At 46.9% G+C, this 20874-nt stretch carries 25 protein-coding genes; 23 read left to right on the forward strand and 2 right to left on the reverse strand.

The annotated features are described in order from the left end of the window. The first annotated feature begins 2 nt into the window (after positions 1 to 2). From plsY to CRO25_RS01985, 7 genes are all read left to right on the forward strand, one after another. Positions 3 to 626 carry a glycerol-3-phosphate 1-O-acyltransferase PlsY gene (plsY, locus tag CRO25_RS01955; RefSeq protein ID WP_063566755.1) on the forward strand — a complete coding sequence of 208 codons (624 nt, stop codon included), beginning with the start codon at positions 3 to 5 and terminating at the stop codon, positions 624 to 626. After that, positions 619 to 1659, forward strand: coding sequence for an NAD(P)H-dependent glycerol-3-phosphate dehydrogenase (locus CRO25_RS01960; RefSeq protein ID WP_063566756.1), 1041 nt, complete (start codon positions 619 to 621; stop codon positions 1657 to 1659). The genes plsY and CRO25_RS01960 overlap by 8 nt, the downstream gene beginning before the upstream one ends. Before the next feature lie 99 nt (positions 1660 to 1758). Further along, the gene (locus CRO25_RS01965; RefSeq protein WP_024630680.1) at positions 1759 to 2034 is read left to right on the forward strand and encodes a stage VI sporulation protein F; all 276 of its coding nucleotides are present in this window, start codon (positions 1759 to 1761) and stop codon (positions 2032 to 2034) included. Between the two features lie 169 nt (positions 2035 to 2203). Continuing rightward, entirely contained in the window at positions 2204 to 2383 is a 180-nt protein-coding gene (locus CRO25_RS01970) for a DUF2768 family protein (protein ID WP_063566757.1), read from the forward strand. 83 nt (positions 2384 to 2466) lie between these two features. Further along, positions 2467 to 3084: a hypothetical protein gene (locus CRO25_RS01975; RefSeq protein ID WP_063566758.1), complete on the forward strand. Its 618-nt coding sequence runs from the start codon at positions 2467 to 2469 to the stop codon at positions 3082 to 3084. A gap of 16 nt (positions 3085 to 3100) precedes the next feature. Then, positions 3101 to 3454, forward strand: coding sequence for a 2Fe-2S iron-sulfur cluster-binding protein (locus tag CRO25_RS01980; RefSeq protein WP_063566759.1), 354 nt, complete (start codon positions 3101 to 3103; stop codon positions 3452 to 3454). A gap of 35 nt (positions 3455 to 3489) precedes the next feature. Continuing rightward, complete coding sequence (locus CRO25_RS01985) at positions 3490 to 4263, forward strand: hypothetical protein (protein ID WP_079694050.1); 774 nt, start codon at positions 3490 to 3492, stop codon at positions 4261 to 4263. A 152-nt stretch (positions 4264 to 4415) separates the two neighbouring features. Here the strand turns inward: CRO25_RS01985 and CRO25_RS01990 are convergent, their stop codons facing one another. Beyond that, positions 4416 to 4805 carry a tautomerase family protein gene (locus CRO25_RS01990; protein WP_063566760.1) on the reverse strand — a complete coding sequence of 130 codons (390 nt, stop codon included), beginning with the start codon at positions 4803 to 4805 and terminating at the stop codon, positions 4416 to 4418. Between the two features lie 455 nt (positions 4806 to 5260). On the opposite strand from CRO25_RS01990, the gene spoIVA reads away from it, so the two are divergent. The 5 genes from spoIVA (at position 5261) to CRO25_RS02015 (ending at position 11159) form a co-directional block, all read left to right on the forward strand. Then, entirely contained in the window at positions 5261 to 6739 is a 1479-nt protein-coding gene (spoIVA, locus tag CRO25_RS01995; RefSeq protein WP_024630674.1) for a stage IV sporulation protein A, read from the forward strand. A 219-nt stretch (positions 6740 to 6958) separates the two neighbouring features. Further along, positions 6959 to 8056: a sugar ABC transporter substrate-binding protein gene (locus tag CRO25_RS02000; protein WP_079694049.1), complete on the forward strand. Its 1098-nt coding sequence runs from the start codon at positions 6959 to 6961 to the stop codon at positions 8054 to 8056. Between the two features lie 109 nt (positions 8057 to 8165). Continuing rightward, the gene (locus tag CRO25_RS02005) at positions 8166 to 9683 is read left to right on the forward strand and encodes a sugar ABC transporter ATP-binding protein (RefSeq protein WP_064636844.1); all 1518 of its coding nucleotides are present in this window, start codon (positions 8166 to 8168) and stop codon (positions 9681 to 9683) included. Beyond that, a complete protein-coding gene (locus CRO25_RS02010; protein ID WP_063566763.1) occupies positions 9680 to 10666 on the forward strand; it encodes an ABC transporter permease in 987 nt (328 codons plus the stop codon). The genes CRO25_RS02005 and CRO25_RS02010 overlap by 4 nt, the downstream gene beginning before the upstream one ends. Before the next feature lie 220 nt (positions 10667 to 10886). Beyond that, complete coding sequence (locus CRO25_RS02015) at positions 10887 to 11159, forward strand: HU family DNA-binding protein (RefSeq protein WP_024630670.1); 273 nt, start codon at positions 10887 to 10889, stop codon at positions 11157 to 11159. Between the two features lie 66 nt (positions 11160 to 11225). On the opposite strand, the gene CRO25_RS33175 is transcribed toward CRO25_RS02015, so the two are convergent. Further along, complete coding sequence (locus CRO25_RS33175; RefSeq protein WP_179132079.1) at positions 11226 to 11387, reverse strand: hypothetical protein; 162 nt, start codon at positions 11385 to 11387, stop codon at positions 11226 to 11228. Positions 11388 to 11534: 147 nt separating this feature from the next. On the opposite strand from CRO25_RS33175, the gene mtrB reads away from it, so the two are divergent. The 11 genes from mtrB to aroB all read left to right on the forward strand — a co-directional run bounded on the left by mtrB (position 11535) and on the right by aroB (position 20872). After that, on the forward strand, positions 11535 to 11756 hold the full coding sequence (gene mtrB, locus CRO25_RS02020) for a trp RNA-binding attenuation protein MtrB (RefSeq protein WP_024630669.1): 222 nt from the start codon (positions 11535 to 11537) through the stop codon (positions 11754 to 11756). A 98-nt stretch (positions 11757 to 11854) separates the two neighbouring features. Then, the gene (locus tag CRO25_RS02025) at positions 11855 to 12406 is read left to right on the forward strand and encodes a hypothetical protein (protein ID WP_063566764.1); all 552 of its coding nucleotides are present in this window, start codon (positions 11855 to 11857) and stop codon (positions 12404 to 12406) included. A 101-nt stretch (positions 12407 to 12507) separates the two neighbouring features. Beyond that, positions 12508 to 13371, forward strand: a complete 864-nt coding sequence (locus tag CRO25_RS02030; protein ID WP_063566765.1) for a heptaprenyl diphosphate synthase component 1 — start codon at positions 12508 to 12510, stop codon at positions 13369 to 13371. 14 nt (positions 13372 to 13385) lie between these two features. Beyond that, positions 13386 to 14114, forward strand: a complete 729-nt coding sequence (locus CRO25_RS02035) for a demethylmenaquinone methyltransferase (RefSeq protein WP_053780684.1) — start codon at positions 13386 to 13388, stop codon at positions 14112 to 14114. Next, positions 14107 to 14973 (forward strand): UbiA-like polyprenyltransferase, encoded by an 867-nt coding sequence (locus CRO25_RS02040; RefSeq protein ID WP_063566766.1) that lies wholly within the window; start codon positions 14107 to 14109, stop codon positions 14971 to 14973. Before CRO25_RS02035 ends, CRO25_RS02040 begins: the two co-directional genes overlap by 8 nt. 2 nt (positions 14974 to 14975) lie before the next feature. Then, complete coding sequence (locus tag CRO25_RS02045; RefSeq protein ID WP_063566767.1) at positions 14976 to 15593, forward strand: UbiX family flavin prenyltransferase; 618 nt, start codon at positions 14976 to 14978, stop codon at positions 15591 to 15593. Positions 15594 to 15932: 339 nt separating this feature from the next. Beyond that, the gene (locus tag CRO25_RS02050) at positions 15933 to 16907 is read left to right on the forward strand and encodes a polyprenyl synthetase family protein (protein ID WP_063566768.1); all 975 of its coding nucleotides are present in this window, start codon (positions 15933 to 15935) and stop codon (positions 16905 to 16907) included. Between the two features lie 189 nt (positions 16908 to 17096). Continuing rightward, the gene (gene ndk, locus CRO25_RS02055; RefSeq protein WP_063566769.1) at positions 17097 to 17540 is read left to right on the forward strand and encodes a nucleoside-diphosphate kinase; all 444 of its coding nucleotides are present in this window, start codon (positions 17097 to 17099) and stop codon (positions 17538 to 17540) included. Between the two features lie 25 nt (positions 17541 to 17565). After that, positions 17566 to 18360 (forward strand): protein-glutamate O-methyltransferase CheR, encoded by a 795-nt coding sequence (locus CRO25_RS02060; RefSeq protein WP_064636850.1) that lies wholly within the window; start codon positions 17566 to 17568, stop codon positions 18358 to 18360. 246 nt (positions 18361 to 18606) lie between these two features. Continuing rightward, entirely contained in the window at positions 18607 to 19776 is a 1170-nt protein-coding gene (gene aroC / locus CRO25_RS02065; protein WP_079694048.1) for a chorismate synthase, read from the forward strand. Position 19777: 1 nt separating this feature from the next. Beyond that, positions 19778 to 20872, forward strand: coding sequence for a 3-dehydroquinate synthase (aroB, locus tag CRO25_RS02070; protein WP_079694047.1), 1095 nt, complete (start codon positions 19778 to 19780; stop codon positions 20870 to 20872). Positions 20873 to 20874 lie beyond the last annotated feature (2 nt).

Genomic DNA, 20874 nt, shown 5'->3' on the forward strand with positions numbered 1-20874 from the left:
TTGTGATTTTACAAATCGCAGCGATTGTACTGAGCTATCTGCTCGGTTCAATCAGCTTTAGTGTCCTCCTTGCAAAAGCACTACGGGGGATCGATATCCGTCAACACGGAAGCGGAAATGCAGGGGCTACCAATACTTTGCGGATATTGGGTAAAGGACCGGCAATTCTGGTACTGCTGTTGGATGTACTCAAAGGTATTGCGGCCGTTTGGATTGGGGTTTGGTTCAGCAATGGTTCCGATTGGATTCCTGCACTCAGTGGTATAGCTGCCATTGCAGGACATAACTGGCCGCTGTACTTCCGTTTTCGCGGAGGAAAAGGAATTGCGACAGCGATCGGTGTGCTCGTAACTCTTGCACTTATTCCTGCGCTATGCGCCGGTGTATTTGCCATCCTGTCCATCGTATTGACACGATATGTTTCATTGGGTTCCCTTATTTTTGTAGCTTTGACACCGCTCTTTATCCTTGTGTTACCCGGATATTCGATGAGTATCTTCTGGGGAAGTCTGATTATTTGTCTGTTTGCGTTCTGGAGACATCGTACCAATATTGCGAAGCTCGCCAAAGGACAGGAAAATAAATTGGGATCGAAAAGCCCTGGAGGGGGAAAACGCGTTGTCTAAAAAAGTTGCTGTTCTGGTTGCGGGCAGTTGGGGTACTGCACTTGCCAGTGTATTAGCTGCCAATCAACTGGATGTGATCATGTGGACACGTGGTGAAGACCAGGCCACAGAAATCAATAATAAACATACAAACCAACGCTTCCTTCCCGATGCAGAGCTGTCACCTCGTATTCAGGCAACCACGGATATGGCGACGGCAGTTGAAGGGGCTTCTGCTGTGTTAATTGTTGCTCCTTCATCGGCGATGCGTTCGGTTGCTCATCAGCTTAAGGCCTATTACAAACCGGAAATGTTAATCATTCATGCAACCAAGGGATTTGAGACAGAAAGTCTAAAACGCATGTCCACAGTCATTTCGGAAGAACTTGAATGTGAAGAAGGACATATCGTTGTACTTTCTGGTCCAAGCCATGCGGAAGAAGTGGTTAAGCGTTGCCCAACGACGGTTGTTGTGGCATCACTGGATAAAGCTTCTGCCGAGGCCGCCCAAGGTTTATTTATGAATGCTTATTTCCGTGTGTACACGAATCGAGATATGATCGGTGTAGAATTGGCGGGAGCGTTTAAAAATATTATTGCGCTGGGAGCAGGTATGTCAGACGGGCTTAACTTTGGTGATAATGCCAAAGCAGCGTTGCTAACACGCGGGCTGGCCGAGATCACACGCATCGGTGTGGAGATGGGGGCGAATCCGCTTACGTTCTCCGGACTTGCAGGGATTGGTGATTTGGTCGTGACCGCGACTAGTCAGCACAGTCGTAACTGGAGAGCAGGTTCCTTGCTGGGCAAAGGACAGAAGCTGGACGATGTATTGAATTCCATGGGCATGGTTGTGGAAGGAATTCGGACCACACAAGCCGCCCACTTCATTTCTCAGAAATATGGTGTGCAAATGCCGATTGCAGATCAGCTTTATCACGTTCTTTTTCAGGAGAGACAGCCGCGGGATGCGGTTGAAGCTTTAATGGGACGTGATCCCAAGACCGAAATGGAAGTCATGACGCTTGAAACCTGGGAGCAGTGGCATTCCTGATGGTAGCGTAGGCAGCTTTCCTGAAATGAGAAGCTTATTCACCTTTTTTGCGGTGCACTCATATTATACACATGAGTATTGCCGGAGGAGGGGAGACGAATGGCTAACAACATTTCCAAGGAAGCGCTGAAAGCGATCAACAAAAAAACAGGGAAATCGATTACGGAAGGTGCCGTCAAGAAATTGGCGAGTACAGTAAAACCGTCCACCATGCAGAATGAAGCTCAGTTGCGCCAACTGATCAAGCAAGTATCCGCCATGGCAAAAGTGCCGGTATCTGAGGATACAGTTCAGGATATCGTGAGTGCCGTCAAAAAAAGCGGATTAAACCCAAACAGTATGGAATCATTAATGAAAATGATGATGAAAAAATAATAGATCGCGCCTGCATGCAGGCGATCGAGCAAGACAAAAGACAAGTCGGCATTTGCCGGCTTGCTTTTTGTCTTTTTTTTGGAAAGCTGAGCAATGTTTCGTGTTATAATAGTTGCAATTGTCACAGTGTCAGTGATGAATTACGGACTGAAGGGGAGAACTCTGGATTATGAACGCGATGGACAAGATGTGGCTTTCATTGGTCGCAATCCTCATTATGGGACTATCTGTATTCCTAATTACGTTTGCTCGCTCCAAAACGAAAGGCGTTGTACGGGGCATTCTTTCTTTAATCGCTTTTCTCATTATGCTGATTGGCCTTTTCGGCGGAATAGCTTCTCTGACCTGATCTTTCTCGCCTGAGAGATAACATCCGCATAAACACATCATAAGAACTGACACAACGAAAACGGATGAAGGGAAGGTGAGCCGATGAGGTCGCATGAAACGGAGGATCGGACAGAGCGCTATCCGGAATTACACGCGGCTTTGCTGGAAACGGCGAAAGCTTGGGATGCAGAGCCTTATACGTGGCTGCTTGGGGGAAGCTGTGGGTTGTTGCTCCAGCAGGTGGAATTACAGCAGGCTCCCAGAGATATTGATATTTACGCTGATATCACCGCCGCGAAGTTGCTGCATAAATCTGCGCCTGGAATGGTACTGGACGAGCCTGTCGTAGATAAGACGGGACCTTATGCCTCGCTACTCAGTCATTATCAGGTAGGGACTTGTGCCTTGGAACTGGTTGGGGGTTTCGAAGTGTGGTCACGTAAGAGTTGGTACCGCATTGAAATTGAGCATGTATTGGCCGAGTATGCACCTGAAGCCAAAGTAGGTTCTTACACATTGCGTCTAATGCCGCTTGCTCATGAGCTGTTGTTCAATCTAATGAGAGGCCGTGCCGATCGTTACGAACCCATTGCAAGGCAGATTCGGCAGATGCCTGAATCACATCAACCTCTAATGACTTTATTGGGGAAGCAAAATATATGGACAAGCCGATTCAGAGCAGAAGTGGAAGAGCTTGTTGGCTTCGAATGGCCTCAGTAAGTTAGGAGGAAGAATGATGGATTACAATATTACATTTTTACCGCAAAATAAAACGATTCGGCTAAAGCCAGGGGTAACGCTGTTAAATGCTGCACGCCGTGCAGGGGTTAAAATAGCAACGCGATGTGATGGAAAGGCAGCCTGCCTGATGTGTAAGGTGAAAGTAGATTCGGAACATCTAGCAGCGCTGCATCCACCAACAGATGCGGAGAAGCGTAAACTAGGTTCACTGCTGGATGCAGGCACTCGACTGTCATGTCAGGCGAAGGTGCGGGGATCGGTGACGGTTCATGTTCCGGAGGACCCTCTGAAGGCAGCGATTCGTAAACAATTGGAGCGTCAGCAGCAGGAAGAGGACGATTGGTTCTAAGAATACCTGAGTGGAACGATTCAAGGAGGATACGGATGAACGTGAATATGACGAAGAACGTGAAACCAAGAAGGCAGAGGCGTCATTTGCAGAAGATGTCCTGTCTACTCTTATTCCTATTGTTTGCTTTTACAGCAACGGGGTGTATGTATCAATCCCAGAGTAATCCCGATCCCAAAATAGCTTATAGGGAAAGCTTAAGCCGTATTCAAACTGCGGTAGAAGCATTCCAACAGGATCAGGGGATTTTGCCCATGGTCAACGCAGATATGGAAACACCGAAATATGAAAAATTCAGAGTTGATCTGTCCAAGCTGAAACAGCAGGGGTATCTGGATGAAATACCCGGCACGGCGTTTGAAAGTGGTGGGAGCGCTTACTTTCTCATTCAGGATGAAGAAGTGAACCCGACAGTCAAAGTCATGGATCTTCAAACGGTACAGAAAGTAAATGATGTTCAACGAATGGTCAATCAGTACAAGTCCGTACATAACAATCAACTACCAAGTGGGGAAGAACTGTATCCTGGGCTATACGCTGTAGATATGGAACAAGCCGCACAGGCTGGTGCCCCAGCGGTTACACTGAATAGTGTATATTCGGGTCAGGAACTGCCTTTCATGATGGATGACGAGGGCAATGTCTATGTAGATTATGCTTTTGACATTATGCAGGCTGTAGAGAAGTCAGATAATGCTCCAACAAAAGTGGAAGATTTGCGTGAATTCTTGCTGGAGCATTCTTACTTTGTCCCTGTAAAATCAGTCGCCTATACCTGGCAGAATAACACCCCGATTGCAACAAAGTAATAATTAGCGTTAATTCGATTCGAATGCACGCAATCCATTGATTGTCCTTAAGGTAAAAAAAAGAGATATTCCGCATCACGGGATATCTCTTTCTTATAAGTTGGTTTATAGTCACATCATATGGTCCATAAGCTATATTCAGATTACTTTGTTCAGACCTCCACTTTATAACTCAAGTCAAGTTCATCACCGGGTAATCCCCGAATACCCCAATGACTGCGCGGTGTTTCAAATATAGTAATCTCCACATCATTGGGCGACAATTTCAACTGTTCGTTCATCCGTGTGAATAATTGCTGAATGAGTTCTTTCTTGACTTGATCTGTTCGGCCTTCGAACATGCTGATTTCAATAATGGTATACCCTGCTGAACGATCAGAGGGAAAAAGAAAATCATCCGTGTTCATGGGAAAGTAACGTTGAAACTTCTTGTTCTCCGGTAATCCCACAACATCCACCATAACGGAGTGTATAACTTGTGAAAGCTGCTCTTTCAATGGGTTCAAGTGCTCACCTAGTCCATATACTTTGATCTGTGCCACGCTCATCTCACCTTTCTCAGCTCGTTATCTCTGCTCTTCTCTGCTAAAAAATGCCTTACCTTCACAGTATACCTTCTGCACGGCTTGAACGGTACCACGAGAACCAAATGAACGAACCGGCATAAAAGCTTCGGCACGCTCATAAAGTAGATTGTAATAAAGACGCGCAGTCCGAGAGCGGGGCAATTCTCTTAAGGCAACTACCTTGAGAAAAAAACAAAAAATACGCGTCATAATGCTGCATACGGATACATAAGATGATACTAGTCCAATTGCATGTACGAGTTAACGCCGCTCTCGCCGATTTCATCAGAATGCAACGTTCGGCGGCGGACGACTTCCGGGCACTCACAAAGGCGGCTCTACCGTTGCAGGGATTTCAGTCTTCTGATTGAAAAAACGAAGCGGATGCTCTTTAGCATTTTTCCTTCGGAGTAATTTAGGGAGGGATTTCATTGGAGAAAGTGGACATTTTTAAGGACATTGCCGAGCGGACCGGAGGGGATATTTATCTCGGGGTTGTCGGCGCAGTCCGGACGGGGAAATCAACATTTATCAAACGTTTCATGGAAACAATCGTCTTGCCGAACATTACAAATGAGGCAGACCGTGCGCGGGCAGTGGATGAACTGCCACAGAGCGCAGCTGGCAAAACAATCATGACTACGGAGCCAAAATTCGTACCGAATAATGCGGTTCAAATCAAGGTCGCCGAGGGACTTGATGTCAATGTGCGCCTTGTGGATTGCGTAGGCTACGCAGTGGAAGGAGCCAAGGGATACGAGGATGAGAATGGACCACGCATGATCTCCACGCCTTGGTTTGAAGAACCAATTCCTTTCCAGGAAGCCGCCGAAATTGGCACACGCAAAGTCATTCAGGAGCATTCCACACTGGGTGTGGTGGTTACAACAGACGGCACGATCGCTGAGATTGCCCGGAGTTCCTATGTGGAATCAGAGGAACGCGTTATAGCCGAACTGAAGGAAGTAGGCAAACCGTTTGTACTGGTGATCAACTCGACTCGCCCTCGCAGTGAAGAAGCGCTGCAGTTGCGCAGTGAGCTTGCTGCCAAGTATGACATTCCGGTTATGACACTCAGTGCAGCTACAATGACAGAAGATGATGTCACAGGTGTGCTTCGCGAAGTGCTGTATGAGTTCCCTGTACATGAAGTGAATGTGAATTTGCCGAGCTGGGTGATGGTGCTGAATGAAAACCACTGGCTGCGCAGCAACTATGAAAATTCCGTTCGCGACACGGTTAAGGATATTCGCAGGCTGCGTGATGTGGATCGAGTTGTTGCTCAGTTCATGGAATACGAATTCATCGACCGAGCCGGTCTGAGCGGCATGAACATGGGGCAGGGTGTAGCAGAAATCGATCTGTATGCACCGGATGAATTATATGATCAGATCCTCGTGGAAGTTGTTGGTATTGAAATTCGAGGCAAAGATCATCTGCTGCAATTGATGCAGGAATTCTCCCATGCGAAGAGGGAGTACGATCGCTTCGCTGAGGCGCTGGAGATGGTCAAAACGACTGGCTACGGCATCGCGGCTCCATCCCTCGCCGAAATGGCATTGGATGAACCTGAACTCATCCGGCAGGGTACCAAATTCGGCGTCCGCCTGAAAGCAACTGCACCATCCATTCACATGATCCGGGTCGATGTGGAATCGGAGTTTGCACCGATTATCGGAACGGAAAAACAGAGTGAGGAACTGGTGAGGTACTTGATGCAGGACTTCGAGAACGATCCGATCAAGGTATGGGATTCAGATATGTTCGGTCGTTCACTGCATTCCATCGTGAGAGAAGGCATTCAGGGTAAAATTGCGATGATGCCAGACAACGCACGATACAAATTGCAAGAGACGCTGGGACGTATTATTAACGAAGGTTCCGGTGGATTAATCGCTATAATTCTGTAAGTCCAAAAGGCCGTAGGGGTACCCCTCGCGGTCTTTTTCTTGTTTTATTTTCATGATTCTGGATGAACTGGATAAGATACTTTAGTTTCGAATAAAAACTTAGCGAGTTTTAGCTTTAAATTACTAAAACCCATTTACATACTAGGGATTAGCCGTTATATTAATATTCAACTATTGTGATCGAGATCACAGAGAGAGTGTGAACAGGGGGAGAAAGAGATGAGAAGTAAAAATACAAAATGGGTATGGTTGAGTGTGCTGCTTGTATTTACATTGGCGCTGTCCGCTTGCGGAATTAAAAAAGAACCTGCTTCAACTACAGCTTCCGGCGCAGCAGAGGACAAGCCTCAAACCGAAGCAGTAACAGGCCCACTCAGTGGAAAACGAATTGCACTGATCATGGAATTTAACACAGGTACGTTCTCACAGCAATATGTGCAAGGGGTTAAAGAAGAAATCGAAAAATTCGGTGGACAATTGACTACGTTTGTCGCCGATAATGATAAAGCCAAAATGGTATCGTTGCTCGATAGCGCAATTAACCAGAAATTCGATGCCATTCTAACGGATCATGGGGATTCCTTGCTGACGCCGGGCGTGAAAAAGGCAGTAAAACAAAACATTCCGGTTGTTGTGTTCGATGCAGACATTAGTGTTCCGGGAGCAACAGTGTTGTCCCAGGATGATCAAAAGATGGCTGAACTTACGCTGGAGCAAATGAAAAAAGATATCAACGGACAAGGCAATATCGTAAAAGTATGGGTTGCCGGCTTTGCACCAATGGAACGTCGTCAGGTTGCTTATGGCAAGTTCCTGAAAGAGAACCCGGAAATTAAGGAGATTGCAACGTTTGGTTCAGCTCAGAACCCGGCGCTGGATACACAAGCCAAAATGGAAGCGATTCTGAAACAATATCCAAAAGGTGAAATCACAGCGGTATGGACTGCATGGGATGAGTTCGCCAAAGGTGCAGCGCGTGCCATTCAGCAAGCAGGACGTGACGAGATCAAGGTATATGGTATTGATATGAGTGATGAAGATTTACAGATGATCCAAGATCCGAAAAACCCTTGGGTAGCTTCCGCAGCGGTTGATCCAACAGACATTGGACGTGTACAAGTCCGTTATGCATACCAGAAGCTGAACGGGGATGATACAGAGGATCAAGTGGTTCTCAACCCGGTTTATGTACAGCGCGATGCGCTGCCTGACAAACAAATCTCCACTTCAGAGCTGTCCGAGTATGTTGAGGGTTGGGGAGGTAGTACACAGGGAATCAAGGAATGGATGTCGGAATACGGAGTTACTGCTAAATAAAACAGCGTAACGGAGGCGCGCCGCAAGGCGCGCTTTTTCCAACCATGATGGAATATAACTACATGAGAATAGTGACACTCCCGGAGGGGAGCGATTGGAGGTTGGCGTCATGAGTACTGCACCGATTCTGCTTCAAATGGAACATATCCACAAGCAGTTTGCAGGCATTCCTGCACTGAAAGACGTGGAGTTCTCCGTGAAAGGTGGAGAAATTCATGCGCTGCTAGGTGCGAATGGTGCCGGCAAGAGCACATTGATGAAAATTCTATCTGGTGCCTATCAACTGGATCAGGGTACTATCCAATTAAGTGGGCAAACGCTTCATCTGAATTCACCAGGCGATGCCAAAGCGAGTGGTATTCACTGTGTGTATCAAGAGGTGGATGCTGCGCTGGTTCCCCAATTGACAGCTGCCGAGAACATTATGCTGGATCAATTAGCGTCGCCGAGTGGAGGTTGGTGGAAAAGCCCGCGGAAACTGCAACAGCGTGCGGCTGAAGCTTTGCAGCAATTAGGAGCGGCTATATCCGTTCACAAAAAAGTAGCCGACCTGACGCTCGCGGAGAAGCAGATGATTCTGCTCGCACGTATCCTGATTCAGGATGCCAAGGTCATTATTTTTGATGAACCAACTGCACCGCTGAGCCAGGAAGAAACGGATGCTTTTTTCCGAATTGTACATTTGTTGAAAGAACGCGGAGTGGCATGTATTTTTATTACTCACCGTCTTCCTGAAGTTACAAGTCACTGTGATCGCGTCACCGTGATGAGAGATGGACAACATGTGTTCACGGGTGAGGCAAAAGAGCTTACGATCAATGATCTGGTGACGCAGATGCTTGGAAAACCGTTTGAGGAAGAGTTTCCCAAGACAGAAGCACCGGTAGGAGAAGTGTTGCTGGAAGCAAGAGGACTTCGGCGCGGAGTCCGAGTCAAGGGTGTGGACCTATCTGTTCGTCGAGGCGAAGTGCTTGCTGTAGTAGGGCTTGTAGGTGCGGGGAAAACGGAATGTTCCCGCTTGTTGATTGGTGCAGATCGGCTGGAGAGTGGAGAGATTCGGCTTAACAATCGTGAACTTCGTCTTTCGCAACCTGCTGATGCTGCTGCTCTGGGAATTGTCTCCGTGCCTGAGGAACGGCGGAAACAGGGGATTTTGATTGAGGAAAACGTGGAGCGGAATTTGAGCCTGCCTTTGCTTGGACGTCTTAGTAGATTAGGTTTTGTAAGTCGAAAGCGAGAGCGTGAGAATGCGGAATCTTTAGTGCAGCAACTCGGTATCAAAACATCGTCAGTGCGGCAGGAAGTGAAGTATTTAAGCGGTGGCAATCAACAAAAGGTGGCCATTGGCAAATGGCTGAATGCTGACGCAGACGTCTTTATCTTTGATGAGCCGACAAAAGGTGTGGATATCGGCGCCAAAAGTGACATTTTTCGCATCATTAACGAACTGGCTTTGGCGGGTAAAGCTGTTATCTATTTCACGTGTGAACTGGATGAAGGATTGGGCATTGGTGATCGGATTGCAGTCATGTGTGAAGGGACGATTGTAAAGGAATTCAAACGGGGCGAGACCAATCAAGAACAGCTGCTATACTACGCAAGCGGTGGACAAGAGGTGGAAGCATGAAGGATAAATCATTAGATTTCGCGTTCCGTTATGGCGCAATTATCGTTATTATTGGTGTTATAGCATTTTTCGGTATTAAATTGCCTTATTTCTTCACGTACAGTAACTTGACCGATATTTTGGGTTCAATCTCTATCGTGACATTTGTGGCGATTGGTGTTACCTTATCTCTCATTGTTGATGGATTTGATCTTTCGGTGGGGGCGACCGTCTCGCTGACTACTGTCGTTACCGCTTCATTAATGATTTGGTATCAGCAGCCGCTGGCAGTTGTCATTATCGTCCCACTGATTATTGGTGCTGTGATTGGTTGGCTTAATTCCTTGCTAATTGTGAAACTGCGTATCCCGGATCTACTCGCTACACTTGCCACGATGTACATTATCGGTGGAATTCACAAAACGTATGCTCAAGGGTACACGATCTATAACCATATGCAGTTTCCTGACGGAAGCAAGGCTGCCGGAGAGATGGACCCCACATTTCTGCAGCTTGGGCAGGGAAAATGGCTGGGAATGCCGATTTCGGTCATTCTATTGCTCATTGCGGTTATCGGTGTGCATATCTTTTTGACGTATACGAAGTATGGGCGCCAGATGTACGTTACGGGGGGCAATGAAGAAGCGGCACGCCTATCCGGTATCAAGGTGAAAAAGGTGCGTACACTCGCTTATGTAGCTGCTGGAGTGTTTGCTGCAATCGGCGGTATTATCTATGCATCCAAAGTAGGTTCAGGGCAAATTGATGCGGGTTCTCCGTTGTTAATGGAATCCGTAGCCGCGGTATTTGTCGGATTCTCCGTATTTGGTGCAGGTAAACCAAACGTGATCGGAACATTCATTGGTTCGGTTCTGATTGGTGTACTGGTGAACGGTTTGACTATGATGAATGTTCAATATTTCACGCATGATATTGTAAAAGGTGGGGTGCTCGTGCTTGCCCTGGCGGTTACATTTTACGTGTTAAACCGCAACCGCACTTGAAATTGTGTGCTGTCTGTATTAGTATAAAATTTGTTCGGCGTCTGAAACAACCTTTGTTTCAGGCGACATTCTGCCGGAAATGACTGTTGACCGCAGGCCGAGATTTCTGTTCATCACGCTCAAGATGTACGTAGATTTTTTGTGTATGAACGTATATTTCGCTATAAAACGGAAACACAGTATAACATTCAGGACATTGATTCAGGAGGTGAAAAAACAAATGAACAAATCAGACTTGATTACACACGTGTCCGAAGCTACTGAATTGTCCAAAAAGGATGTAACGAAAGCGGTTGATGCCGTATTCGAAGCAATCTCTGAGGCTCTTCAAAGCGGAGACAAAGTACAATTGGTTGGTTTTGGGAACTTCGAAGTTCGCGAGCGCTCTGCACGTAAAGGACGCAACCCGCAAACAGGTGAAGAAATCGAAATTCCTGCGAGCAAAATTCCTGCATTCAAACCAGGTAAAGCGCTCAAAGACGGAATTAAATAAGATTTCTACATATTCCATATGTCGACAAAAAGACCGTGACTTGTTCACGGCCTTTTCTTTTGTCCTTTAATTATTTTTCTTCCTGCCGTCTAGCGACTCCGGCTCATCCGGTTGCTGCGCATAGGCAATCAGAATCAGTTCTTCTCCAGCAGCTGCGGACAGATGCTGTTCAGTTTCTTTTAACTGGTGAATATGCTCGTCTGTCAGTGCTGCGGGAATGTACTTCATAGAGACTCTCCTTTCTGTGGTTGGATCACTTGTAGTATGACCTGGGAGTAACAGATTATTGCGCCCCATTCACATAAGGGCTGGTTGACAAATGAAACAATATTTATCATCATTAACGCTATTGAACTAGGAGAGGGGATGTGCGTGATGGATCATCCAACCGGCAGTGATTATATCGTAATTAAGGCGGAGGAGAACGGTGTTCAGGTGATCGGCTTAACCCGAGGTCAGGATACCCGCTTCCACCATACGGAGAAGCTGGATAAGGGAGAAGTCATGTTTGCCCAATTTACCAATCATACTTCCGCCATTAAAATCCGTGGAAAAGCCACGCTGATCACCAAGCATGGACAAATTCAGTCGGAATAATGAAAATTGCAGGCATAGCCTGCTTTTTTTCATTGTACAATGAGGTATGAGCCTTTACCGGACAGACTACACTAATAGGTAAGGGCAGGGAGGCATTTATGAAACCGCGGATGATCGTGACTGCTTCACTGCTGGCAACGGTTGCGGCGGTCCTTCTGCTTGTTGCCATACAAACCTTACATATGCGTACCTTGGGCGGTGAAAACGTACAACCCGTTTCTGCGGCGCAGCATCCCGTACAGCTAACAGAAGACAATCTGGTGGACGTGCTGAGCACCATGAAATTATCGACACCCATTGCCAGGGTGGAGTGGAAACGATCCATTTTGACGCTTGATCTAAAGGTTACCGGAACCAGCACAAGTTACACCGAAATCTATGGTAATATGGCTGCTGTGGCAGATCTAGGATTTCGAAGTCTGGATAACGTGGAACAGGTGATGCTGCGTGTTATGGCAGAGGATGAATGGCTTCACAAAAGACATTTGTTGCTCGCTGCCGATTTTCGGCGTGGGGAATGGCCAATGTACGCGATCGAAACGCTTCGAGACTGGAATAGTCCGATCCTCTCGGACGAATTGAAGGACTGGTTTCACATGATGGAGACCGAACTTTGGAAGAAGCAATTCGAAATGTCAAGTCCGGGGTAATAGAATAGCATGATTCAGTGCGTGCCCGATAAACATATGCTATAATATATAAGATTGTAGTGCAGAAATGGTTTAACAATGCAAAGGCTCGGAGGCTGAGAATGAATTCATATCGCGTACCCCAACTAGCAAAGAAATATACGGATTACGACATGATTCGACAACATACGGAAATCCCATCATTTCCGGATAGCCGGGCTCGTCTGCTGCAGGTATTTGTGGGCCGCACAGACGAAAAGGTTCATGATGAGCTATACGCTCTCGCAACCTCGCTCGTTCAGTTGGCCATGGATACGCATGATCGAATCGATACGATATCCGGAGAGCGTAGAGAACTGGAGATGCGTTCACGCCAGCTGAACGTGCTTGCCGGAGATTATTTCAGTAGCCGTTTCTATCAGTTGCTTGCCCATGCAGGCAAAATTGAAATGATCGGTAAACTTAGTGGTGCTGTATCCGAAGTGAATGCACGCAAGATGACGCTGTATGAACGGATGAAAAAGCTTCTCGTTTCGGCTGAAGAATACTTGCGTGAAACAGTACAGCTGAAGATGCAGCTGTTTCTTTCTTTTACAGGCATGATCCGCGATAACGAAGCATCACTATGGAACGACCTGTTGGCCGAATTCAGCTACTGCGAGGCAATTATGGAAGAGCTGCATCGGATGAATGACGAACAGAACTTTTATCACAGTTATGCTTTCTGGCATATTTACGAGTATGGCAATGACGACGAGCGCAATACGCTGCGTCAGCCGGAGCCTGATACAAGAGCATGGAGTGGTATGGTGCATAAGTATCGGATCGGCGAGTTTTTGCTGGACAAGCTTCGTGAGTGTACACACCGTATACAACTGTTGCTGCAAGACGAGGAAGATCAACTGGGCCTGCAAGAAATTGATGCAATCCTGGAGCCTTACTTGACGTATTTGCAGCCTTCACATGCGGCAGTAAGGGAAGATTGAGGGGGAGACAACGAATGGGGAGCGGAGAGACCAAACCTAAAGAAGAATTTGTCCATTCTGTTTTTCAGAGTATAGCAGGTAAATATGACGTCATGAATGATATCCTGAGTTTCCGCAGACACAAGGCTTGGCGCAAATTTACTATGAAGAAAATGAATATGTCCAAAGGCGATACCGGTCTTGATTTGTGCTGCGGCACATGTGATTGGACGCTTGCGATGGCTGAAGCAAGTGAAACAGGTCACATGCATGGACTGGATTTCAGCAGCAACATGTTGGAGGTTGGACAAACCAAAGTTGACGCTGTAAATCGCCAAAAACAAATTACGTTGGTACAGGGCAATGCAATGTCACTTCCCTTTGAAGACAATTCATTCGATTATGTAACGATTGGATTTGGACTGCGCAATGTACCGGATCTTAGACAGGTTCTGTCGGAGATGAAGCGTGTAGTGAAACCGGGTGGCATGGTGGTGTGTCTGGAATTGTCCAAGCCGACATGGCAGCCGTTTAAAGGTATTTATTATTTTTATTTTGAACAAGTATTACCCAATCTTGCCAAATTGTTTGCCAAACGTTATGAGCAGTATAAATGGCTGCCCGACTCACTTGCACTTTTTCCAGGAAGGAAGGAACTGGCCGACATTTTCGCTGAAACTGGATTGCAGCAAGTGCAGGCCTACCCTCTAACCGGAGGCGTCGCGGCACTGCATATTGGAACCAAGGAGAATCAGCATGTTTAGGAAAATTCGCATCTTTTTAGAAATGATCAAAATTGAACACACGCTTTTCGCTTTACCTTTTGCATTTATGGGAGCCATCCTCGGTTCCATGGTAGTGAATGATACATTCCCGACCTGGATGCAGATTATGTGGGTATTACTGGCTATGATTGGTGCAAGAAGTGCTGCTTTTGGCTTGAACCGCATGATTGACCAGGCCATAGACAAGAAAAATCCACGTACCGCGATGAGAGCAATTCCGGCCGGTTTGTTGAAAAACGGTGAGGTCGTTATTTTTATCATAGTATCATTTGTGCTCTTGTTCTGGGCCTCATCCAACCTTAACGTGTTATCCATGCAGCTGTTGCCGATAGCTGTATTTATGCTGGTTTTGTATTCATATACCAAACGTTTCACCTGGTTGTGCCACGTAGTGCTCGGTATGACCATTGGTCTGGCTCCACTTGGGGGTTGGGTAGCAGTAACGGGTACGATGGATTGGACAGCGATTGTGCTGTACGTTACGATTGTGTTCTGGACTGCAGGGTTCGATATCATCTATGCATGTCAGGATCTGGATTTTGATCAGGGCGAGGGCCTTCATTCCATACCTTCCCGTTTTGGTCTTAACAAATCATTGCAGATCGCAAAGTTCTTCCACGTGATTACAGCAATCGGTTTTCTTGCTTTGTTATTGTTGACCGATCTGAGCTGGTGGTATGGAGCCGGAATGCTGATAACTTATGGTATCCTCTTCTATGAACACTATATTGTATCGCCAAATGACATGAGCCGTGTACAAACAGCATTCTTTACGATGAACAGTGTGCTGAGTTTAGTGGTATTTACGTTTACCCTGATTGATTTGGCGGTGAAATAAAGATGCAGCAGCCGGACAATAAACGACTTGTTGTCGGAATTACCGGGGCCAGTGGAAGTATATATGGCATCAGATTAATTGAAACGCTGCTTGATCTGGAATACACTGTGCATCTGGTGATCTCCAATGCCGGGTGGCGTGTATTAAAAGAAGAAATGGACTGGGATGTTACGAATCGGGACCGTGTGCTGGAAGAAAAATTTGGCGGTCGTGCGGGTTCCCTAATCTATCATCCCGTTAGTGATATTGGTGCCTCCATCGCGAGTGGTTCTTTCCTGGCAGAAGGCATGATTATAATGCCATGCTCCATGGGTACTCTTTCATCCATTGCACAAGGGTCATCGGACAATCTGATGTCCCGGGCTGCTGATGTCATGATGAAAGAGGGAAGAACGCTGATTCTGGTGCCACGTGAGACGCCACTGCATGCAATTCATCTGGAAAACATGCTGAAACTCTCACGGCTTGGTGTCCGCATGATACCGGCCATGCCTGCTTTTTATTACAAACCCCAAACGATGGACGAGTTGATTCTGTTTCTAGTGGGTAAAGTGCTCGATAGTCTGCGCATCCCGCATCAACTGTTTACCAGGTGGGGAGAACCGGATGAACGGGGATAGCTTCTGAGCTTCCTGCAATTTTGAATCTGCTGACCGAATTGCAGGGGCAATTTGCTGTCCCCCAATCCCGGGGTATTGGTGAGCGCTGATGGTGATGTTTGGATGGAACCACAGCCTTGACCCATGCTCCGGCAACTTCTGTACTTATGTTTCAGAACAAGTCGCAGAGTTTAATTCCCGGATGTCGGCCTTGACATTCGAAGAAGATTAGTACGTCTCAGAAGAACACAAGCAGGAAAGGCAAGCCCTGGTTTTTCGTTATGCCTGCAGGCCCGACTTGCTGGAGGGGAAGGTAAGCATGGATTTATGGACTGACAATACGCTGACACGGGTGAACGAATGAAACTATTGGATATTTTCGGGTTGTTAAAAAAAGACATGGACTACATTGAAAAAGAGCTGTATCGCAGTGTTCAGGGAGAACAGAAACTGCTAAGCGAAACGTCACTTCACCTGCTCAAGGCAGGGGGTAAGCGTTTGCGTCCGGTATTTGTGTTACTCGGTGGGAAATTTGGTACATACGACATTGAACGTCTGAAGCTGGTAGCGGTTCCGTTGGAACTGATTCATTCGGCTTCTCTGGTTCACGATGATGTTATTGATAATGCGGCGACACGGAGAGGTAAACCAACGGTGAAGTCCAAATGGGATAATCGGATTGCCATGTACACCGGAGATTACATTTACGGCAAGGCGCTTGAAATGACTGCGGGCCTGTCCGATCCGGCTATACACCGTATTCTGGCCAAAGCGATGGTTCAGATGTCCATTGGTGAAATGGAGCAAATTCGGGACTTTTTCAACACGGGACAAAGTGTACGTAACTATCTCTTGCGAATTCGTCGCAAAACGGCGCTTCTTATTGCTGTCAGCTGCCAGCTGGGGGCGCTTGCTACTCGTGCGCCGGAACATGTATCTTCGTTGCTGTACACCTACGGTTACAACGTGGGTATGGCGTTCCAGATTCAAGACGATGTACTTGATCTGGTTGGCACCGAAAAGCAACTCGGCAAGCCTCCAGGCAGTGATATGAAGCAGGGGAATATTACGCTGCCTGTACTGTATGCATTGCAGGAACCTAATTTGCGTGAACCTTTGCTGAAGGAGATAGCCCGCGTTCAGCACGAGGAGGGACGGGCGAGTGCATCCGATGCAATTGGAATGATTCGCCAAAGTCAAGGAATTGCTAAAGCAGAAGCCCTGGCTGACCGATATATGAAGAAAGCGCTCGATGCTCTGGATCAACTGCCTAACATCAAGACCACCAAAAACTTGCGTGATATCGCTCATTTTGTGGTCAAACGTACGCATTAATATGTTTGAACATAGACTGCTATGGACGGGCATCTTTTCATGAATTCAGTTCCTCGTGTAGCTGTCTCACTCAAAAAATAACATTGATGTGATATTCCTCATTGGGAGGATTTGGACATGTATGTTACAATCAAAGGGATTGCGTTTACATAATGAAATAACTTTGAACCGTGAGTGAGGAGTGAGCCTATGGATCGTACATTTTTGATGGTGAAGCCGGATGGTGTGCAGCGTGGTTTGATAGGGCGTATCGTTAGCCGTCTGGAAGACAAAGGATTTAAGTTGGTGGCAGGCAAGCTGGTGCAGATGTCTGAAGATCAGGCCAAGCGCCATTATGCTGAACATGAGGGGAAACCGTTCTTCGATGATCTGGTTCGTTTTATCACATCTGGACCTGTATTTGCTATGGTCTGGGAAGGTGACGACATCGTGGCGCTTGCGCGCATCGTAATCGGGAAAACCAATGTGAAGGAAGCGGCTCCGGGTACAATTCGCGGAGATTTCGCCAGCCACACACCGCATAATCTGATTCATGGGGCGGATTCACCGGAAAGCGCCACTCGTGAAGCAGCGAACTTCTTTACTCCGGATGAGCTGGTAACGTACGACAAGAGCATCGCAGCCTGGTTGTAATTTTTTTAGCCAGAAGGGTGATACGATGCTGGAGCAGGAACAACTACTAGACCCGGATTACACCGGATTTATTCGGAAAATCAAAGAGAGCACAGGCATTGATCTTGCTCAATACAAGGAAGGCCAGATGAAAAGAAGGCTGACCACACTTCGTAACAAAAACGGATTTCATACGTTTTCTATCTTTTTTGATGCCATGCAGAAGGACAAGTCTCTGTTTTATGAGTTTCTGGATCGCATGACCATTAACGTCTCGGAATTTTGGCGTAACCCCAATCGCTGGGAAGTACTGCGGGATGAAATCCTGCCTGAGTTGCTGGGTCCGAAGCGTGGCGTTAAAGTGTGGAGTGCCGCTTGTTCCACAGGCGAAGAACCTTACACTTTGGCGATGATTCTGGACACGATGGGCATTCTTAAGGGAAGCTCCATTACGGCAAGTGACTTGGACGAAGGAGCTCTCGCTAAAGCCAAGGAAGGGCGTTATATGGAACGCTCGCTCAAAGATGTACCGAAGGAAACAGCAAATCGATACTTCAAGCAGGATGGCTTGGTGTACCGTATTGATGAACAACTGAAAAGTTCAGTCAAGTTCATGAAGCAGAATCTGTTACTCGATCGTTTTGACGAAGGATATGATCTGATTGTGTGCCGCAATGTCATGATCTATTTTACCGAGGAAGCCAAAAACCTGTTGTATCACAAGTTTGCAACAAGTTTGCGTCCAGGTGGTATTTTGTTCGTGGGCAGTACGGAACAGATTTTTTCCCCGGGGCAATATGGTCTGGAAACAGCGGAAACATTCTTTTATCGCAAAAAATAATTTCAATTATTTCATAACCGTCTGGCGTGCACATGTATATGTGTCCAGGCGGTTATTTGCATAATGGATGAATGGATATTTCTCAGACACGTCGGAATCTCAATCAATCACCATTCGAGTCCAATCCAATTTAGGACAAGAAACGACCGACTTTCTTGTCAAAGCCGGTCAGCTATACTATAATAAGCAAAGAAATTATGGGATTTTAGCAATGTGAAGTTTAACAGTTTAAAGGGGGAACGTATTATGAGTTTACGCTATTTAACCGCAGGGGAGACGCACGGACCCCAATTAACCGCAATTATTGAAGGATTGCCAAGCAATCTGAATATTGACTTTGAAGAGCTGAATTTTCAGCTTCACCGCCGCCAAAAGGGATATGGCCGTGGACGTCGCATGCAAATTGAGAAGGATCAGGCCAATTTCGTTGGTGGTATTCGTCACGGATATACAACAGGTGCTCCTGTAGCGTTGGTTGTTCAAAATAATGACTGGAAACACTGGCAGAATATTATGAATATTGAGCCGATTGAAGGCAGTGACGAAGAGAAACGTCGCGTTCATCGTCCACGTCCGGGACATGCTGATTTGAATGGCGGGCTCAAATATAACCTAAAAGATTTGCGTAATGTGCTGGAGCGTTCCAGTGCGCGTGAGACAACGGTGCGTGTAGCATGTGGTGCTATTGCACGTCAATTCCTTGCTGAATTCGGAATCAAAGTAGCTGGACGTGTGTTGCGTATCGGAGAAATCGAAGCTCCTTATCAAGATCTGCCGATTGATGAACTGATCGAAGTGACAGAAGCTTCTTCCGTACGTGTAACTGATGCAGCAACCGAGAAGAAGATGGAAGCTTACATCGACCAGATCAAGCAGGAAGGCGACTCCATCGGTGGAATCGTGGAATGCATCGTTGAAGGTGTGCCTGTGGGTCTTGGTAGCCATGTACAGTATGACCGCAAACTGGATGCAAGGATTGCTCAGGGCGTGATGTCCATTAACGCATTCAAAGGTGTGGAAATTGGTATCGGGTTCGAAGCCGGAACGATTCGTGGTTCTCAGGTGCATGATGAAATCGTGCATAGTGAAGAGCGTGGTTACCACCGAGCTACCAACCGTTTGGGCGGATTCGAGGGCGGAATGACTAACGGTATGCCAGTAGTGGTACGTGGGGTTATGAAACCTATTCCTACGTTGTACAAACCGCTTCAAAGTGTGGATATCGATACAAAAGAAGCATTTACAGCTCAGGTTGAGCGTTCTGATGCATGTGCTGTTCCGGCAGCTAGTGTAGTAATGGAGCATGTGGTAGCCTGGGAAATTGCAAAAGCTTTCCTTGAGAAATTTGGCGGAGACTCCATGGAGGAAATCCGCGCGAACTTTGCCAACTACAATAATCAACTGGAGAATTACTAAGATGCGCCAGCTGACAGTGCAGTTGGAGGAGCGCTCATATCCAATCCTGATTGGCAGCGGCCTGTTGGCTCAAGCGCCTCAATATTTTGAGCAATATGGCTTAACCAAAAAAAGCCCCTTACTCATTATTACTGATGATCATGTGGCACCCAAATACTTGTCCGATCTGGAACAAACACTGCGTACGGCTGGTTTTACAGTCGTCTCCGCAGTTGTTCCATCGGGTGAAACATCGAAATCCCTTTCGGTATATCAGGATATGATGACGGCCGCCATCGAAGGTAAACTGGATCGCAGTTCGGCAATTGTTGCTTTAGGCGGCGGTGTAGTAGGGGATCTGGCTGGTTTTGTTGCTGCTACATATATGCGTGGAATCAAGTTTGTACAGGTGCCTACGACGATCCTGGCGCATGACAGCAGTGTTGGCGGCAAAGTAGCTGTCAATCATCCGCTGGCTAAAAATATGATCGGTGCATTCCATCAGCCAGAGCTGGTGCTCTATGATGTGGATACTCTTCAAACCTTGCCGCCACGCGATGTCTCTGCTGGTTTGTCAGAGATGCTGAAGCACGGACTGATTCGGGACGAAGCTTTTGCATACTGGTGTGAGGAGCATGCGGATGAACTGCTTGCCCTTGATCCGGAGGCTTTGGGATATGGCTTGGAACGAGGCTGTGGTATCAAGGCAGAGATTGTATCGCGTGACGAACGTGAAAATGGAGAACGTGCATTGTTAAACCTGGGTCATACGATTGGTCATGCTATTGAAGCGATTGCTGGTTACGGCGAATTTCTGCATGGTGAAGCCATCTCGATTGGTATGGCGGGCTCGGCATTGCTCGGCGAGAAGTTGGGAGCTCCAGCAGGACTCTATGACGACACGGTTCGCATGTTGCGTTCATTGCGCCTTCCGGTGACGATGCCAAAACATCTGGATACGGATGCATTAATGGATGCAATGATGCACGACAAAAAGTTCCGTGAGGGCCATATGGTCTTCATTATTCCTGACCGGATCGGCGCTGCCAGAATTGTAAAGGATGTACCGGTTACGGCAGTACGCGAAGTCATTGAAATGCTCAAGAAGGGAGATTAAAA

Source organism: Paenibacillus sp. RU5M (genome assembly GCF_900221055.1).
Classification (GTDB): Bacteria; Bacillota; Bacilli; order Paenibacillales; family Paenibacillaceae; genus Paenibacillus; species Paenibacillus marchantiae.

Excerpts from the sequence above, each read along its gene's own strand:
- CRO25_RS01985 (WP_079694050.1), top strand. The coding sequence starts at position 3,490 with ATGAACGTGAATATGACGAAGAACGTGAAACCAAGAAGGCAGAGGCGT.
- CRO25_RS02035 (WP_053780684.1), top strand. The coding sequence starts at position 13,386 with ATGGGGAGCGGAGAGACCAAACCTAAAGAAGAATTTGTCCATTCTGTT.
- CRO25_RS02025 (WP_063566764.1), top strand. The coding sequence starts at position 11,855 with ATGAAACCGCGGATGATCGTGACTGCTTCACTGCTGGCAACGGTTGCG.
- CRO25_RS02030 (WP_063566765.1), top strand. The coding sequence starts at position 12,508 with ATGAATTCATATCGCGTACCCCAACTAGCAAAGAAATATACGGATTAC.
- aroC (WP_079694048.1), top strand. The coding sequence starts at position 18,607 with ATGAGTTTACGCTATTTAACCGCAGGGGAGACGCACGGACCCCAATTA.
- CRO25_RS01975 (WP_063566758.1), top strand. The coding sequence starts at position 2,467 with ATGAGGTCGCATGAAACGGAGGATCGGACAGAGCGCTATCCGGAATTA.
- CRO25_RS02045 (WP_063566767.1), top strand. The coding sequence starts at position 14,976 with ATGCAGCAGCCGGACAATAAACGACTTGTTGTCGGAATTACCGGGGCC.
- mtrB (WP_024630669.1), top strand. The coding sequence starts at position 11,535 with ATGGATCATCCAACCGGCAGTGATTATATCGTAATTAAGGCGGAGGAG.
- CRO25_RS02010 (WP_063566763.1), top strand. The coding sequence starts at position 9,680 with ATGAAGGATAAATCATTAGATTTCGCGTTCCGTTATGGCGCAATTATC.
- CRO25_RS01965 (WP_024630680.1), top strand. The coding sequence starts at position 1,759 with ATGGCTAACAACATTTCCAAGGAAGCGCTGAAAGCGATCAACAAAAAA.
- CRO25_RS33175 (WP_179132079.1), bottom strand. The coding sequence starts at position 11,387 with ATGAAGTACATTCCCGCAGCACTGACAGACGAGCATATTCACCAGTTA.
- CRO25_RS02060 (WP_064636850.1), top strand. The coding sequence starts at position 17,566 with ATGCTGGAGCAGGAACAACTACTAGACCCGGATTACACCGGATTTATT.
- CRO25_RS02050 (WP_063566768.1), top strand. The coding sequence starts at position 15,933 with ATGAAACTATTGGATATTTTCGGGTTGTTAAAAAAAGACATGGACTAC.
- CRO25_RS01980 (WP_063566759.1), top strand. The coding sequence starts at position 3,101 with ATGGATTACAATATTACATTTTTACCGCAAAATAAAACGATTCGGCTA.
- CRO25_RS02000 (WP_079694049.1), top strand. The coding sequence starts at position 6,959 with ATGAGAAGTAAAAATACAAAATGGGTATGGTTGAGTGTGCTGCTTGTA.
- CRO25_RS02015 (WP_024630670.1), top strand. The coding sequence starts at position 10,887 with ATGAACAAATCAGACTTGATTACACACGTGTCCGAAGCTACTGAATTG.
- ndk (WP_063566769.1), top strand. The coding sequence starts at position 17,097 with ATGGATCGTACATTTTTGATGGTGAAGCCGGATGGTGTGCAGCGTGGT.
- aroB (WP_079694047.1), top strand. The coding sequence starts at position 19,778 with ATGCGCCAGCTGACAGTGCAGTTGGAGGAGCGCTCATATCCAATCCTG.
- CRO25_RS02040 (WP_063566766.1), top strand. The coding sequence starts at position 14,107 with ATGTTTAGGAAAATTCGCATCTTTTTAGAAATGATCAAAATTGAACAC.
- CRO25_RS02005 (WP_064636844.1), top strand. The coding sequence starts at position 8,166 with ATGAGTACTGCACCGATTCTGCTTCAAATGGAACATATCCACAAGCAG.
- CRO25_RS01970 (WP_063566757.1), top strand. The coding sequence starts at position 2,204 with ATGAACGCGATGGACAAGATGTGGCTTTCATTGGTCGCAATCCTCATT.